At 70.3% G+C, this 14,534-nt stretch carries 15 protein-coding genes and 1 tRNA gene; 9 read left to right on the forward strand and 7 right to left on the reverse strand.

Annotation, left to right across the window (positions count from 1 at the left end; all coding sequences use genetic code 11):
* Nucleotides 1-31: 31 nt before the first annotated feature.
* Nucleotides 32-745, reverse strand: coding sequence for a hypothetical protein (locus ABFX54_RS17765; protein ID WP_346106104.1), 714 nt, complete (start codon nucleotides 743-745; stop codon nucleotides 32-34).
* 51 nt (nucleotides 746-796) lie between these two features.
* Between ABFX54_RS17765 and ABFX54_RS17770 the strand changes: the two genes are divergently transcribed.
* The 3 genes from ABFX54_RS17770 to ABFX54_RS17780 all read left to right on the forward strand — a co-directional run bounded on the left by ABFX54_RS17770 (nucleotide 797) and on the right by ABFX54_RS17780 (nucleotide 2,520).
* A complete protein-coding gene (locus tag ABFX54_RS17770; protein ID WP_346106106.1) occupies nucleotides 797-1,189 on the forward strand; it encodes an OsmC family protein in 393 nt (130 codons plus the stop codon).
* Nucleotides 1,190-1,439: 250 nt separating this feature from the next.
* The gene (locus ABFX54_RS17775) at nucleotides 1,440-2,366 is read left to right on the forward strand and encodes a nucleoside hydrolase (protein WP_346106108.1); all 927 of its coding nucleotides are present in this window, start codon (nucleotides 1,440-1,442) and stop codon (nucleotides 2,364-2,366) included.
* Nucleotides 2,367-2,443: 77 nt separating this feature from the next.
* Nucleotides 2,444-2,520 (forward strand) — tRNA-Lys (locus ABFX54_RS17780).
* A gap of 59 nt (nucleotides 2,521-2,579) precedes the next feature.
* Here the strand turns inward: ABFX54_RS17780 and ABFX54_RS17785 are convergent.
* The 3 genes from ABFX54_RS17785 to ABFX54_RS17795 all read right to left on the reverse strand — a co-directional run bounded on the left by ABFX54_RS17785 (nucleotide 2,580) and on the right by ABFX54_RS17795 (nucleotide 4,364).
* A complete protein-coding gene (locus tag ABFX54_RS17785) occupies nucleotides 2,580-2,912 on the reverse strand; it encodes a hypothetical protein (protein ID WP_346106110.1) in 333 nt (110 codons plus the stop codon).
* 76 nt (nucleotides 2,913-2,988) lie between these two features.
* Nucleotides 2,989-3,420, reverse strand: coding sequence for a nucleoside deaminase (locus ABFX54_RS17790; protein ID WP_346106112.1), 432 nt, complete (start codon nucleotides 3,418-3,420; stop codon nucleotides 2,989-2,991).
* 89 nt (nucleotides 3,421-3,509) lie between these two features.
* A complete protein-coding gene (locus ABFX54_RS17795) occupies nucleotides 3,510-4,364 on the reverse strand; it encodes a DUF4429 domain-containing protein (RefSeq protein WP_346106113.1) in 855 nt (284 codons plus the stop codon).
* Between the two features lie 50 nt (nucleotides 4,365-4,414).
* Here ABFX54_RS17795 and ABFX54_RS17800 point away from each other — a divergent pair, with 50 nt between their 5' ends.
* Nucleotides 4,415-4,996 (forward strand): HD domain-containing protein, encoded by a 582-nt coding sequence (locus tag ABFX54_RS17800; RefSeq protein WP_346106115.1) that lies wholly within the window; start codon nucleotides 4,415-4,417, stop codon nucleotides 4,994-4,996.
* 52 nt (nucleotides 4,997-5,048) lie between these two features.
* Here the strand turns inward: ABFX54_RS17800 and ABFX54_RS17805 are convergent, their stop codons facing one another.
* Nucleotides 5,049-5,759 (reverse strand): FadR/GntR family transcriptional regulator, encoded by a 711-nt coding sequence (locus tag ABFX54_RS17805; RefSeq protein ID WP_346106116.1) that lies wholly within the window; start codon nucleotides 5,757-5,759, stop codon nucleotides 5,049-5,051.
* A gap of 139 nt (nucleotides 5,760-5,898) precedes the next feature.
* Here ABFX54_RS17805 and ABFX54_RS17810 point away from each other — a divergent pair, with 139 nt between their 5' ends.
* The 5 genes from ABFX54_RS17810 to ABFX54_RS17830 are packed head-to-tail and all read left to right on the forward strand — an operon-like array spanning nucleotide 5,899 to nucleotide 12,316.
* The gene (locus tag ABFX54_RS17810) at nucleotides 5,899-7,506 is read left to right on the forward strand and encodes an ABC transporter substrate-binding protein (RefSeq protein ID WP_346106117.1); all 1,608 of its coding nucleotides are present in this window, start codon (nucleotides 5,899-5,901) and stop codon (nucleotides 7,504-7,506) included.
* On the forward strand, nucleotides 7,503-8,462 hold the full coding sequence (locus ABFX54_RS17815; RefSeq protein ID WP_346106119.1) for an ABC transporter permease: 960 nt from the start codon (nucleotides 7,503-7,505) through the stop codon (nucleotides 8,460-8,462). Before ABFX54_RS17810 ends, ABFX54_RS17815 begins: the two co-directional genes overlap by 4 nt.
* Nucleotides 8,459-10,405 carry a dipeptide/oligopeptide/nickel ABC transporter permease/ATP-binding protein gene (locus ABFX54_RS17820; RefSeq protein ID WP_346106121.1) on the forward strand — a complete coding sequence of 649 codons (1,947 nt, stop codon included), beginning with the start codon at nucleotides 8,459-8,461 and terminating at the stop codon, nucleotides 10,403-10,405. The genes ABFX54_RS17815 and ABFX54_RS17820 overlap by 4 nt, the downstream gene beginning before the upstream one ends.
* On the forward strand, nucleotides 10,398-11,387 hold the full coding sequence (locus ABFX54_RS17825; RefSeq protein WP_346106123.1) for an ABC transporter ATP-binding protein: 990 nt from the start codon (nucleotides 10,398-10,400) through the stop codon (nucleotides 11,385-11,387). The genes ABFX54_RS17820 and ABFX54_RS17825 overlap by 8 nt, the downstream gene beginning before the upstream one ends.
* Nucleotides 11,384-12,316 (forward strand): dihydrodipicolinate synthase family protein, encoded by a 933-nt coding sequence (locus tag ABFX54_RS17830; RefSeq protein WP_346106125.1) that lies wholly within the window; start codon nucleotides 11,384-11,386, stop codon nucleotides 12,314-12,316. Before ABFX54_RS17825 ends, ABFX54_RS17830 begins: the two co-directional genes overlap by 4 nt.
* A gap of 113 nt (nucleotides 12,317-12,429) precedes the next feature.
* Here ABFX54_RS17830 and ABFX54_RS17835 read toward each other — a convergent pair whose 3' ends face one another.
* A complete protein-coding gene (locus tag ABFX54_RS17835) occupies nucleotides 12,430-14,082 on the reverse strand; it encodes a catalase (protein WP_346106127.1) in 1,653 nt (550 codons plus the stop codon).
* Between the two features lie 73 nt (nucleotides 14,083-14,155).
* A complete protein-coding gene (locus ABFX54_RS17840; RefSeq protein WP_106248898.1) occupies nucleotides 14,156-14,530 on the reverse strand; it encodes a BlaI/MecI/CopY family transcriptional regulator in 375 nt (124 codons plus the stop codon).
* Nucleotides 14,531-14,534: the final 4 nt, after the last annotated feature.

Below are 14,534 nucleotides of genomic sequence, written 5' to 3' on the forward strand. Positions count from 1 at the left end.
TCCACGCTCTCAGACCGGCCGTATGGTGGGCCTAAACCCGGTGGCCAATTTCGAAATGAATCTGTGACTTCGGGATGGCGAGGCGTGACAACGCCCCGGCCACGTACCGCTTGAACTGCCGCGGCCCGGCCACCACCACTTCGCGCTCGGCGATGTCGGGGATCTGCCGGCGCAGCCCGGAGGCGCTCACCCGTTCCTTGACCGCGGGGTCGTGCTCGTCGCCCACGACGAGGATGAGGCCGAAGCGGGACTCCAGCTCGCGCAGCTCGGCGGTGGCGCGATCGGCGCGGTAGACCGCCACGATGTCCGACGTGGCCCCGGCCTGCGGGACCAGGCGCTCACGCAACGCGCGCGGGTCGAGCCCGGTGGCGATCAGCAGGACCGGCCGCCCGGTGACAGGGGCGCGGTGGCTGCGTACGGCCATCACGGCGGCCAGCGTGTACAGCACGAGCGCGCCTGCCCGGAACGGGCTGTTCATCGAGGCGGTCGAGCTGAACTGGTGTGCCACCAGCAGCGCGCCCGCCAGGTAACTCGCGAGCCGCAGTCGTTGCCCGGCCTCCTCCGTACGCAGGAGGTCGGCCGCTTTGACGCTGAGCCAGCCGAGCGCCACGACGAGCGCCACGGCCGCGTAGGCGGCCGGAGTCTGCGGATAGCCGAAACCCGGCTGGATCGCGCCGAACTCGGCGACCGCGACCCCGGACCAGAAGAGGATCGGACCCTGATGAGCATTCGCCTCGCTAGCCATGCTTTTACCTTGCTGAACGAACATGAAAGCATTCTGAGTAGGGTCTGAAACATGGCTAACGTGCGTGTCGAGCGGACTGAAGAGGGCGGATTCCGGGCTACGAACGCCCGAGGCGCCGAGGTGGCGATCGGTGGCGGCGACCAGGAAGGGGTGTTCACCCCGGTCGAGCTGCTGCTGGCGGCGGTGGGCGGGTGCAACATCGTGACCGTCGAGCCGCTGACCGCCAAACGAGGGCATCGGCTGGTGCGGCTGGCCATGACGGTCGGCGCGGAGAAGGTCGAGCCGAACCGGCTGGGCACGGTCACCGTCACCTACGACGTCGAGCTGCCGTCGGAGGAGGCCGACGAGGTGTTCCGGGCGGTGGCCGCGCGGGTGCACGAGAAGTACTGCACGGTGAGCAGGTCGCTGGAAGAGGGCACGGAGGTTCGATTGGAGCTTCCGTAGGCGGATTAAACAGATATTCGACCCCGTTATGACGCGACCGTTGCATTCGTCTCGGTAGCGTTGTAGCAGGTCAGGAGCACTGCGACTGGCCCAGAGACCTTCACCGAAGCGGACGCGGAGGGGGACCGCGGTTCGCGAGTGCGGGCCCGTCGGCGCTTTTGGGGGAAAGCGCCGGCCTGGACCGCCGCCGATCGGGCCGGGCAGCTTTGGGGGAACTGCCCGGCCCGATCCATGCGTATCCTCCGGTCATGTGAAGAAGATAGTTATTGACTGCGACCCCGGCATCGATGACGCGCTCGCCCTCGCCTTGGCGGCCGGATGCTCCGACTCCCTCGACCTCGTCGGCGTGACCACAGTGGGCGGCAACGTCGACCTGGAGCTGACCACCGCGAACGCGCTGGCGCTGCGCGAGTTCCTGCGGCTGGGCGAGGTGCCGGTGACGCCGGGCAGCGCGGGCGCGCTGCTGCGGCACACGGTCAGGGCCACCCATGTCCACGGAGCCACGGGGCTCGGCGACGTGGTGCTGCCCGCTCCTGAGCGGGGCCCGGCTGAAGGGCACGCGGTCGACTACCTCGTGGAGACGCTGCGGGCCGCCCCCGGTGAGATCACGCTGGTGGCAGTCGGCCCGCTGACCAACCTCGCCCTCGCCGTACGCCGTGAGCCCCGCGTCGTCGAATGGGCCCGTGACCTGGTGATCATGGGCGGCTCCTACACCCGTGGCAACCACAACCCGGCGGCCGAGTTCAACATGCTGGCCGACCCCGAGGCCGCCGCGATCGTGTTCGAGGCCGGGTGGACGGTCACCATGCTGGGGCTCGACGTGACGCTGACGGCGGCGGTGACCTCGGCCGTGCTGGACCGCATGCGGCCGCTCGGCCGGCTGTCCGAGCTGCTCGTGCCCGCGGCGCGGTCCTACGGGGTCGTCGCCGAGGTGAGCGGGCCGGCCGTCCACGACGCGTGCGCGGTGGCGTACGTGGTGGATCCGTCCCTGTTCACGTGCGTGCCTGCGGTGGTGAACGTGGAGACCGCGGGGCAGTTCACCAGGGGCATGACCGTGACCGACTTCAAGGTCGGGGACCGGACGGCCAACGCGCTGGTGGCGACCGCCGTGGACGTGCCGGCGTTCTGGGACCTGGTGGTGGGGGCGTACGAGAAGCTGGCGGTGCGCCTGGGCTGACGCTCGTTCGCGCGAGCCCAGCGATCGGGCTGACGCGGTGCGGGCACTGTCTGGCGGCTGATAGAGTTTCCCTTGTTGCGCCGCTAGCTCAGTTGGTCAGAGCAGCTGACTCTTAATCAGCGGGTCCGGGGTTCGAGTCCCTGGCGGCGCACCAGGCATCGTCATCGGGCACTGTCCACGTTCTGGACAGTGCCCGTTGTCGTTTCCCGTACTTCAGACGAGGCGCTCGTCGACGCCGACGGCCCCGACGCCGGTGCCGAGCCGGCCGCAGGCGCCCTGTGACTGCCCTGAGTCACGTGGCCGCAGCGTCACCCACTCGCCGACGACGTCCGGCGCCCAGCCGCAGGTGACGACGGCCCGGAACCTCCAGGTCTGGCCGGTGGGGTTGGAGCACATCGCGATGCCGACGTAGTTGTCGTTGTGGTGGACGAAGGTGTCGCAGTGCAGCACCGTGGCCGCCGCCGCTGTGGCGGGTGCGGTGAGCCCCGCCGACAGCAGTGCGACGGACCCGGCCACGGCCGCCGTGATGCGCATTCCCTTGGACATTGCCCCTCCTGGACCAGAGATCGACGATCACTTTCCGTAGTCGATGGTACGCGGAGAGTCGCCTGGGGGAAATCGATTATTCGCTGTAGTAGCCCTCGACCGGGATGCGGGCCTCGTCGTACAGGGCCGGGCCCTCCGCCGGGGCGTCGGTGAAGCCGGTGCCGGGCGGCTTGAGGCCGTCGAGCTGCTCGCCGGACAGCGCGAACACCACGCGGCCGAGACCTGAGCGGGCGATGGCGCCCGCGCACATGCCGCAGGGCTGGCAACTGGTGAACATCGTGGTGGCCGCCGCCACCTCAGGGGTGAGCTCGCGGGCGGCCCAGCGGGCCAGCTTCAGCTCGGGGTGGGCGGTGATGTCGCGGTCGGTGAGCGAGCTGTTGCGCTCCTCGGCCAGCACGGTGCCGTCGGGGCCGGCCAGCAGCGAGCCGAACGGCGGGTTGCCGCCGGCCCTGGCCTGCGCGGCCAGCTCGATCGCGCGGCGCAGCAGCTTCTCCTCGTCGTAGGTCACGGTGTCGTTCGCTCCTCGGGGTGGATCCGGGTCTCACGGTTCTGCTCGTGAGGGGACCAGACTGCCACGAGAGGCCCACAACGGGCGGGTCAGGGCTCCTGGAGGCGGCGGATCATGGCCTGTTTGGCCGTCGTGAACTCCTCGTCCGTCAGCACCCCGGACTGGTGCAGCCGGCCGAGCTCGGTCAGCCGGCGCAGGACCGCGTCGTGGACGTCGTCGGCGACCGGCGGCGCGGGCGGCTCGGGCGCCTCGCGTGGCAGCCGGGCCAGCACGGCGGCGGCGACCAGCGCGGTCGAGCCGCCGACGCGCTGGATGCCCCACGACACACACCGCAGATCCTTCTGCGGCTGCCGCACCGGACCCTCGCCCTTGACCCGGAAGCGCAGCGTGCCGTAGCTCATGCCGCTCTGCGGCTTCCACTCCACGCCGGTCAGCTCGGACAGCGGGTATTCGCGCGGCCCCGCCTTCTCCTTCTCGGACGCGGCCCATCCGGTCCACTCCAGCCGCACCCGCTCTCCGTCGAAGAGCGCCGTGCCGTCGCCGGCCGTGGCGGAGATGGGCACGTCGGGGACGCGTAAGAGGTAGCGGTCGCAGGGGCCGCCGGGCGTCTGCTCGATGAGCAGGGTGTCGCGGATCTCGTCGGCGAAGTATTCGGCGGCCCCGACGCGGTTCTTCGGCACGGCCAGCCGGTAGGGGTCGGCGGGCGGCGTGAGCGTGCCGGCGGCGACGTCGGACAGCGCGTCGGCGCCCTTGCGCAGCCGCAACCGCAGGTGGCCGCCCTTGCGGGCCGGCTCGAACGTCACGGCGGCGACGGCCTCCAGCGGCACGCTCACCTCGCCGAGGGTCCTGCGCAGCTCGTCGATGTCCTTGCCGCTGCCGGGGACGATGCGCAGCAGCTGCCCGTCGAACGTCCATGACCCGTCGGGGACGGCGATCTCGGCCATATTCTCAGCCTAGGACACGCTCGCGGCACGATCGCAGACGAAGGAGCCTGATGGAGATCTTCACGAGCTGGCCGTCCTGGGCACACGCGCAGGGCCCCCTGAGCGCGGCGCTGCCCGAGCCCACGGTGCGGGACCTGTGCGAGGCGGTCACGTTCGCCGGGCGCCGGCACGGGGTGCAGCAGCGGCCCACCGGGCGCCCGTACCTGGAGCATCTGTTGGAGGCTCTGGAGGTGGCGGTGTCGGGCGCCGGGCTGGTCGACCGGGACGTGCTGGTCGCGATCGTGCTGCACGACGTGCTGGAGGACACGTCCTGCACCGAGGCGGAGATCGCGCGGAGGTTCGGGCTTGAGGTGGCGGCGCTCGTGCGGTGGGTGACCAGGCCCCGCGGCGGGGCGAAGGCCGACTATCTCGCCTCGCTGGTCCGGGCGCCGCAGGGGGCCGTGCTGGTCAAGCTGTCGGATCGGGTGAGCAACGTGCAGGAGCTGCAGCGGATGCCGTGGCGGTTCCAGCGGCGCTACTACATGGAGACGGTGGCGTACGTCATGCCGCTGGCGGGAGCGCATCCGTGGTACGCGAAGTGGTTCAGCGAGTGGCGGGGGCGGTGGCGGCGGGTGGAGCGCTGGCCCGCCTGAGTGCCGCTGGGTGGAGCGCAGGCCCGTCTGAGCATTCTCTGCCGGTCGTTGGTCACCCCTCGATCCGGGCCGCGCGGTTGCGTACGCCCAGGAAGTGCGCCTCCACGGCGGCCCGGGCGGCGTCGCGGTCGCCCGCGAGCACGGCGGTGTAGATGTCGCCGTGCCGCCTGGCCACGTCGGCCGGGGGCTCGTCCGGCGCTCCTAAGGCGTCGCGGAGCTGGTAGTAGACGTCCCAGAACGCGCCCAGCAGCGTGGTGACGAGAGGGTTGCCCAGCGGGCGGTAGAGCAGGTCGTGGAAGAGCCGGTCGGTCTCGGGGGAGACCAGGCCGGCCCGCGCCTCGCTCTCCATCCTGGCCATGACCTCGGCGACCGGCGTCAGGTCGGCGTCGGGGCCGAGCTCGATCAGCCGCACCACGAGGCCGCTCTCCAGGATCTCGCGGATGTCGATCAGGTGGGCCAGGTGGTTGGCGCCGTTCTGGAGGGTGATGCGGCTGTGGAAGGTCAGCTCGTCCACCAGGCCCGTGAGGGACATCCGGCCGACGAACATCCCGAAACCGTGACGGATGTCCACGATGCCCACCGCCTGGAGGGCCTTCAGTGCCTCCCTGATCGAGTTGCGGCTGACGTGGAGCTCCTCCATGAGCTCCGACTCGGTGGGCAGGGGGTCACCTGCGATCAGCCCGCGCCGCACGATGAGATCCTTGACGCCCTCCTGGGCCTCGACGGCGCGGCTGGGACGCGCCGGGCGCGGGACTGTGGTCATGAAGGTTCCTTTCATCCTAGGTAACAATCCGGAAATCTTCCGTTGACCTGACGCAGGTGCGGCGTTTAGCGTCCACCTTACGCAAAACATAGGACATGGGATGTCCCACGTTCTACATTCGTCCCCCTTGGAGGCATCCGTGAGCTCTGAGTTCAGCCGCCGCGACTTCCTGCGTTACAGCGGGGCGAGCGGGGCGGCGGCGTTCATCGCGGCCACGCTCTCCGCCTGTTCAGGAGGCCCGGCCTCGACCGGGTCGGTCGGCGCCGGATCCGACAAGGACCTCATCACCGCCGTCATCGGGTACGGCAACGACCAGAGCTGGGACCCGACCCAGACGGCCTCGGCCTTCGCCATGGCCGGGATCAACCACATCTACGAGGGCCTGCTCGACACCGACCCGATCACGCGCGAGCCGTACCCGGCACTGGCCACCGCGCTGCCGTCCGACCTGAACGCGACCACGTGGACGTTCACCCTCAGGGACGGCGCCAAGTGGCACGACGGGCAGCCCGTCACCGCCGACGACGTCGTCTTCACGTTCGAGCGGGTCCTCGACCCCGAGGCGAACGTGCTCATCGGCAACTTCTTCAGGACCTGGCTGAAGGAGGTGAAGAAGGTGGACGACAAGAACGTGGAGCTGGTGTTCAAGTTCGCCTTCCCGGACGCGGCGCCGCGGCTGACCATCGCCAAGATCATGCCGAAGCACGTGTTCGGCCAGCCGGGAGCCTGGGACCAGGCCAAGGGCGGCAAGGCGGTGGGGTCGGGGCCGTACAAGCTGGCGGCGCACAACCCGAAGTCCAACACCGCGTTCGAGGCGTTCGACGGCTACAACGGGCCGCGCCCGGCCACGGTCAAGAAGATGAACTGGCTGACGATCGTGGACGCCGCCGCCCGCGTGGCCAAGATCTCCGGCGGCTCGGCCGAGGCGCAGATCGCCGACAACATCCCGTACGCCAACGTCGACCAGCTCAAGCAGCAGGGCCTGACGGTCGAGGGCGGCAAGGGCATGAACCACATGTTCCTGATGTTCAACACCGCGACCAAACCGTTCGACGACATCCGGGTGCGCCAGGCCCTGCACTACGCCATCGACAAGCAGAAGATGATCGACGTGGCGCTCAAGGGCCACGGCACGGCCTCCAGCTCCTTCCTCAACGAGGGCCACCCCGACCACAAGCGCGCCTCGGTCGTCTACGACTACGACCCGGACAAGGCCAAGGCGCTGCTGAAGGAGGCGGGGGTCACCGGCCTGACGATCAACCTGATGGCGGTGAACGTGAGCTGGATCGTGGACTGCCTGCCCACGATCGCCGCCTCCTGGGAGGCCGTCGGCGTCAAGACCACGCTGGAGCCGCAGGACACGGCCGCGCTGTTCACGAAGATGGACCAGATGCAGGACTACCAGGCCGTCGCCGCGGCCTCCAACCCCAACCAGTTCGGCATGGACGCCGACCTGATCCTGCACTACAACTACGTGCCCGGCGGCCTGTGGATGAAGTACGCCCACTGGGACGGCACCAAGGACGCCGAGAAGCTGTTCGCGATGATGGACGAGGCCGGCATGGAGACGGACAAGGGCCGGCGAACCGAGCTGATCCACAAATATCTGGACTTCGTGGCTGAGCAGGCCATCCTCTACCCGGTCGTGCACAACGAGCTGATGACCGCCTACGACCCGAAGAAGTTGTCCGGCGTCCGCGCCCAGCCGTACCCCGGCATCACCCTGCTGCAGGCCAAGAGGACATGACACTCGTCGCCCGGATGCTGCTGCGGCGGCTCCTCATCCTGATCCCGCTGGTGCTCGGCGTGATCGCGTTCGTGTTCATCGTCATGCGCTTCTCCAGCAGCAAGCCGGAGTACGCCTACTTCCAGGGCGCGAACCCGACCCCCGAGCAGATCCACCAGTTCCAACTGGAGAACGGCCTGCTGGACCCGCTGCCCGTACGTTACGTGCGTTTCGTCGCCGACCTGGCCCAGGGTGACCTGGGCACCAGCGTGCTGACGAAGAAGCCGGTCATCGAGTCGGTCATGACCGCGCTGCCGCTGACCCTGCAGCTCACGCTGCTCGGCCTGGTGGTGGCCGTGGTGCTGTCGCTGGCGTTCGGCGTGACGGGTGCGCTGTTCCGCGACCGCTGGCCCGACCAGGTGATCCGGGTCGTGTCGCTGATCGGCGTGGCGGCGCCGGCGTTCTGGCTGGCGTTGCTGATGATCCAGTGGCTGGCCGTCGGGGAGGGGCTCTTCCCGACCGGCGGCTACATCAACCCGTCCGACTCGGTGACCGGGTGGCTGCAGTCGATGACACTGCCCGCCCTGTCGTTGTCGCTGCCGATCGCCGCCCAGCTCATCCGCGTCATCCGCACGTCGATGGTGGAGGAGCTGGATCGCGACTACGTCCGCACCGCGATCGGCAGCGGGCTGCCGATGATCGTGGTCGTCGGCCGGAACGTGCTGCGCAACGCCCTGATCAACCCGCTGACCGTGCTCGGCCTGCGCATCGGCTACCTGATCGGCGGCACCGTGGTGATCGAGACGATCTACGGGCTGCCCGGCATGGGCCAGCTCATGATCAACGCGGTCCGCGACGGTGACCCGGCGGTGGTCCAGGGCGTGGTGCTGACCATCGCGATCGGCTTCATGGTCGTCAACCTGATCGTCGACGTCCTGTATCTGCTGGTCAACCCCCGCCTCAGGAGCGCCACATGAACCGGTTCCAGCTGCGAGGGGGGCTGGCCGAGCGCCTGTCCAGGCCGGGCGTCGGCTTCCGCCGGCTGCGGCCGCTGTCGTGGGTGGCGGTCGGCATCGTCGCCGTGGTCGTGCTGGCGGCGCTGCTGGCGCCGTGGATCGCGCCGCACTCGCCGTACTTCCAGGAGGCCGCCGGCGGCGGCCCCTCCGCCCAGCACTGGATGGGGCTCGACAGCGCCAACCGCGACATCCTGTCCAGACTCCTGTACGGCGCCCGCTGGTCGCTCATCATCGGCCTCGGCGCCACCGGGCTCGCCCTGGTCGCAGGCGCGATCGTGGGCGCGGTCGCGGCCACCTCGCGCCGGGCCGTGGACGAGACCGTCATGCGCCTGCTCGACGTCGTCATGGCCTTCCCCGGCATCGCCCTGGCGGCCGTGCTCGTGGCGGTGTTCGGCGGCAGCATCCCGGTGCTGGTCATGGCCATGGCCTTCCTCTACATGCCGTCCGTGGCCAGGGTCGTGCGGGCCAACGTGATCGCCCAGTACGGCGAGGACTACGTCGCCGCCGAGCGCATCATCGGCGCCCGCACCCCGCACATCCTCATCAAGCACGTCGCGATCAACTGCGCCGCGCCGGTGCTGGTGTTCTGCACGGTCATGGTGGCCGACGCGATCGTGTTCGAGGCGTCGCTGTCGTTCATCGGCGCCGGCGTACGCCCGCCGAACCCGTCATGGGGCAGCGTCATCGCCGACGGCAAGAACATGGTGCTGCTCGGCGGCTGGTGGGCCACGGTCTTCCCCGGCCTGCTGATCCTCGTCACCGTGCTCGCGCTCAACATCCTGTCCGAGGGCATCTCCGACGCCTGGGCCGCCCCGGCCGCGCGCAAGCCGGTCGCCCGCAAGGACGACGTCTTTGAGCGGGCCACCCCCGGCTCCGGCGAGGTCGTCGAGCTGCCGGGACTGGCCGAGGCCGCGCGCAGGCTCGCCGAGCGGGCCCGCCCGCTGCCGCAGGGCCCGCCGATCCTCGCCGTCGAACGGCTGCGGATCGGGTTCGCGGAAGGCGTCGACATCGTGGACGGCATCGGCTTCGAGGTACGCCCGGGGGAGGTGCTGGGCCTGGTCGGCGAATCGGGTTGCGGCAAGACGCTGACCGCGCTGACCGTGATGGGCCTGCAGCCCCGCGACGCCCGCGTCAGCGGCCACATCCGCTTCGACGGGCGTGAGCTGCTGGCGGAGCCGAAACGGGTCCGCCGCCGGCTGCTCGGCCACGAGATGGCGATGATCTACCAGGACGCCCTCTCCTCGCTCAACCCGGCCATGACCATCAAGGCCCAGCTCAAGCAGCTCACCCGGCGCGGCGGCCGGCGCACCCCCGCCGAGCTGCTCGAACTCGTCGGCCTCGACGCCCGCCGCACCCTGACCTCCTACCCGCACGAGCTGTCCGGCGGGCAGCGGCAGCGGGTGCTGATCGCGATGGCGCTCTCGCGCGACCCCAAGCTGATCGTCGCCGATGAGCCCACCACCGCGCTCGACGTCACCGTCCAGGCACAGGTCATCGAGCTGCTGCTGAAGCTACGGGAGGAGCTGGGCTTCGCGCTGATCCTCGTCTCCCACGACCTCGCGCTGGTCGCCGACGTGACCGACCGGGTCGTGGTCATGTACGGCGGCCAGATCGTCGAGACCGGCGTCACCGCCGCCCTGGTCGGGGCGCCCGCCCACCACTACGCCCGCGGCCTGCTCGGCTCGGTGCTGTCGCTGGAGTCGGGGGCCGAGCGGCTGACCCAGATCCGCGGCGTGGTGCCGGCGCCGGCCGACTTCCCGCCCGGCTGCCGGTTCGCCGACCGGTGCCCGATGGCCACCGACGTGTGCCGTACCGAGAGCCCGGTGCTGGACGGTGACGACACGCATCGCGTCGCCTGTCACCATCCGGCTCAGGAGCTAGTGAGGAGTGAGCAGCATGCTTGAGCTGAAGGACGTGCACGTCGTGCACAAGGCCCGCTCGGGCGGCCTGTTCTCGCGCGACCGCGTGCACGCGCTGACCGGCGCCAGCCTCACGTTGGGCGCCGGCGAGACGGTCGGGATCGTGGGGGAGTCGGGCTGCGGCAAGTCCACGCTGGCCAAGGTGCTGGTCGGGCTGCAGCGGCCGGTCTCGGGCAGCGTCACCTTCCGTGGCCGTGAGCTGTGGGGGATGAAGGAGTCCGAGCGGCGGGCGCTGATCGGGTCAAGCGTGGGGATGATCTTCCAGGACCCGTCCACCGCGCTCAACCGGCGGCTGCCGATCCGTCAGGTGCTGCGCGACCCGCTCAACGTGCACGGGCGCGGCACGCCCGCCCAGCGCGACGCCCGCGTGCGCGAACTGCTCGACCTGGTCGGCCTGCCGCCGAGCGCCGCCGACGCGCTGCCCAGCCAGCTGTCCGGCGGCCAGCGGCAGCGGGTGGCCGTGGCCAGGGCGCTGGCGCTCGAACCCGAGCTGGTCGTGGCCGACGAGCCGACCAGCGCCCTCGACGTGTCCGTCCGCGCGCAGATCCTCAACCTGCTGCTCGACCTGAAGGAACGGCTCGGCCTGGCCCTGGTGTTCGTCTCGCACGACATCCAGACCGTACGCAGGATGAGCGACCGGGTCGTGACCATGTACCTGGGCCGCATCGTCGAGCAGACCCCCGCCGCCGCGGTCCCGCTGGGCGCGCGCCACCCCTACACGCGGGCGCTGTTCTCGGCCACGCCGGGCCTGATCTCGCCGATCAACCCGATCCCGCTGGTGGGCGCCGTGCCCTCGGCCACCAGGCCGCCCAGCGGGTGCCCGTTCCGTACGCGGTGCTGGCGGGCGGACGACGTCTGCGCAGCCGAATGGCCGGCCGCGCGGGCCCAGGACGAGCACCTCTTCCACTGCCATCACCCGGTGGCGGCCGGCGCCACCGACCTCGAACTGATCCAGGAGCATGCATGACGACCTCTGCCGCCGCCCGATCCGCCACACTGGCCGGAGTCATCCCCCCGGTCTGCACCCCCATGACCCCCGATTACGAGGTGGACGTCGCCTCGATGGTCCGGCTGGTCGATCACCTGGTCGGGGGCGGGGTGGACGCGCTGTTCGTGCTGGGGTCCTCGTCGGAGGTGGCGTACCTGACGGACGCGCAGCGGCGCACGGTGCTCGACACCGTGATCGGGCACGTCGCCGGGCAGGTGCCGGTGCTGGCCGGGGTGATCGACATGACCACGCCGCGCGTCCTGGAGCACGCCAGGGTCGCGATCGAGGCGGGGGCGGCCGGGCTGGTGGCGACCGCGCCGTTCTACACGCGTACGCATCCCGACGAGATCCGCACCCACTTCAGGACCCTCGCCGCGCGGACCGGGCTGCCGCTCTACGCCTACGACCTGCCGGTGTCCGTGCACACCAAACTGAGCGCGGACCTGCTGCTCGAACTGGCCGCGGAAGGTGTACTGGCCGGGGTGAAGGACTCCAGCGGCGACGACGGCGGCCTGCGCGCGGTCATCCTGGGCCGCCGGCCGCCCTTCAGCGTCCTCACCGGGTCCGAGGTGACCGTCGACTCCGCGCTGTGGATGGGCGCCGACGGCGTCGTGCCCGGGCTCGGGAACGTGGACCCGCACGGCTACGCCGAGCTGTACCGCAGCGCCTCGCGCGGCGACTGGCCGGCGGCCAGGGCGGAGCAGGAGCGCCTGGCCAGGCTGTTCGGCATCGTGCACGTCGGCGGCGCCCGCATGGGCGGCAGTTCGTCGGGGCTCGGCGCGTTCAAGGCCGCGCTGCACCTGCGCGGCGTCATCGACTGCCCGGTCACCGCGCTGCCGCAGATCCCGCTGAACGAGGACGAGATCGGCCGGATCGGCAAGCTGCTGGCGGGCGCCGGCCTGCTCTGACCGCTCTGACCGCTCGCACGCCGCGCCGGCGGACGTGCCGGGGCGGCGTCAGAGCAGCAGGCCAGGGCGGCGGGTCAGGGCGGCGGGTCAGGGCGGCGGGTCAGGGCGGCGAATCAGGCGTGCGCGGCCCGCTCGTTCGGCACGCAGTGCGTCATCTTCAGGCCCTCGACGTCACGGGGGCCGTTCCTGCCCAGCTTGGCCAGGCGGTCACGGTCCTCGTCGGTGAGATCCTGGCCCCGCAGCGGCTCCAGGCCGGCCAGGTCGTCGGGCGTGATGCCGAGCCCTTCGCCCACGCGCAGCCCCAGGTCGTCCTCGACCATCAGGAAGTGCCAGACCATGCGCTCCTGGACGGCCCGGTCGCACTGCTTGAGCGCCGTGACGAAGTTGAGCACCAGATCGTCGCGCTCCCACTCCTGCATCAGCAGATAGCGCTGGCCGGCCTGCTTGTAGTCGTTGGTGCGCGGGATCCGCTGGCGGGTGAGCCGCCCGGCGATCTCGGGGCCGACCTCGTCCGGATGCGGGTAGCGCGCCTCGCGCAGGCCGTCGCGTAGCGAGGGCTCGTAGTTGATGTGCGGGCTCTCGCCGCCCGAGTCGACGAAGTACGTCATCTGGCCGTCGCGCTGATTGGTGCGGCAGGTCGCCTTCGTCTGGTTGACCGGGAGCTGCAGGTAGTTCGGGCCGACCCGGTAGCGCTGCGTGTCGCTGTAGGAGAACGTCCGCCCGACCAGCATCTTGTCGTCGGAGAAGTCGAGCCCGTCCACGAGCACGCCGGTGCCGAACGACGCCTGCTCGTTCTCGGCGAACTGGTTCCGCACGTTGCGGTTGAGCACCAGGCGGCCGACAGGCAGCGCGGGGAAGTCGTTCTCCGGCCAGGTCTTGGTGTCGTCGAGCGGGTCGAAGTCCAGCTCGGGGTGCTCGTCGTCGCTCATGACCTGCACCAGCAGCTCCCACTCGGGGTAGTCGCCGCGCTCGATGGCCTCGTACAGGTCCTTGGTGGCGTGACCCAGGTCCTCCGCCTGCACGGCGGCGGCGTCGGCCGCGGTCATGCTGCGCACGCCCTGCTTGGGCATCCAGTGGTACTTCACCAGGTGCGTCTCACCCCGCGCGTTGACCCACCGGTAGGTGTTCACGCCGAAGCCCTGCATGTGGCGGTAGTCGGCGGGGATGCCGCGCGGGCTGAACAGGTTGACCAGCATGTGCATGCACTCGGGCGTCTGCGACATGAAGTCGAAGATCCGGTTCGGATCCTGCCTGAAGGTGACGGGGTCGGGCTTGAGCGAGTGGATGACGTCGGGGAACTTGATGGCGTCCCTGATGAAGAAGACCGCCAGGTTGTTGCCGACGAGGTCCCAGTTGCCGTCCTCGGTGTAGAACTTGATCGCGAAGCCGCGCGGGTCGCGGGCCGTCTCGGCCGAGTCGCGCCCGCCGATCACCGTGGAGAAGCGCAGGGCGACGTCGGTGCGCTTGCCCGGCTCCTGGAACAGCTTGGCGCGCGTGTAGCGGGCGATCGGCTCGTCGCCGAGCTTGCCGTACGCCTCGAAGTAGCCGTAGCTGAGCGCGCCCCTCGCGTGCACCACGCGCTCGGGGATGCGTTCCCGGTCGAAGTGGCTGATCTTCTCCAGGAACTGGTAGTTCTCCAGCGTGGCCGGGCCGCGCGGGCCGATCGTGCGCTGGTTCTGGTTGTCGTAGACCGGGTGCCCCTGCCTGTTGGTGAGCACCTCACGCTGGTCGTCGGGCGGCGAGCCCTGGCCAGAGACGTCTGTCATCGCGTTTCCCTTCCCCCGGACGAGGTTTTCCCCGCCTGCCCTCAAGGCCGGAACGGAAACGGGCAAAGATCCGCTATCCGCGGCGGCTGCCCGGCGGGACGACCTGGAGGGCGGCCTCCAGCGCGGTGGCCTCCTCGGGGGTGAGGCGTTCGAGGAAGTGGACCAGGGTGGCGGCCTGGTTGCCGCTGCCGGCCAGCGCGTGGCGCATCAGCTCCGCGGTGTAGGCCTCCTTGGTGGCGATCGGCTCGTAGACGTAGGCCCGGCCGACCGGCTCGCGCTTGAGCAGGCCCTTGGTGTGGAGCTTGTCCATCACGGTCATGACCGTGGTGTAGGCGATCTCGCGCTCCGTACGGAGGTCTTCGAGCACGTCACGGACGGAGGCGGGCCTGCGGTAGGACCACATCCTGTCCATGATCGTGGACTCGAGCTCTCCCAGCGGCCGCTTCATGCAC

Origin of the sequence: Nonomuraea maheshkhaliensis (assembly GCF_039529435.1) — a bacterium.
In the GTDB taxonomy this organism is placed as follows: Bacteria; Actinomycetota; Actinomycetes; order Streptosporangiales; family Streptosporangiaceae; genus Nonomuraea; species Nonomuraea maheshkhaliensis.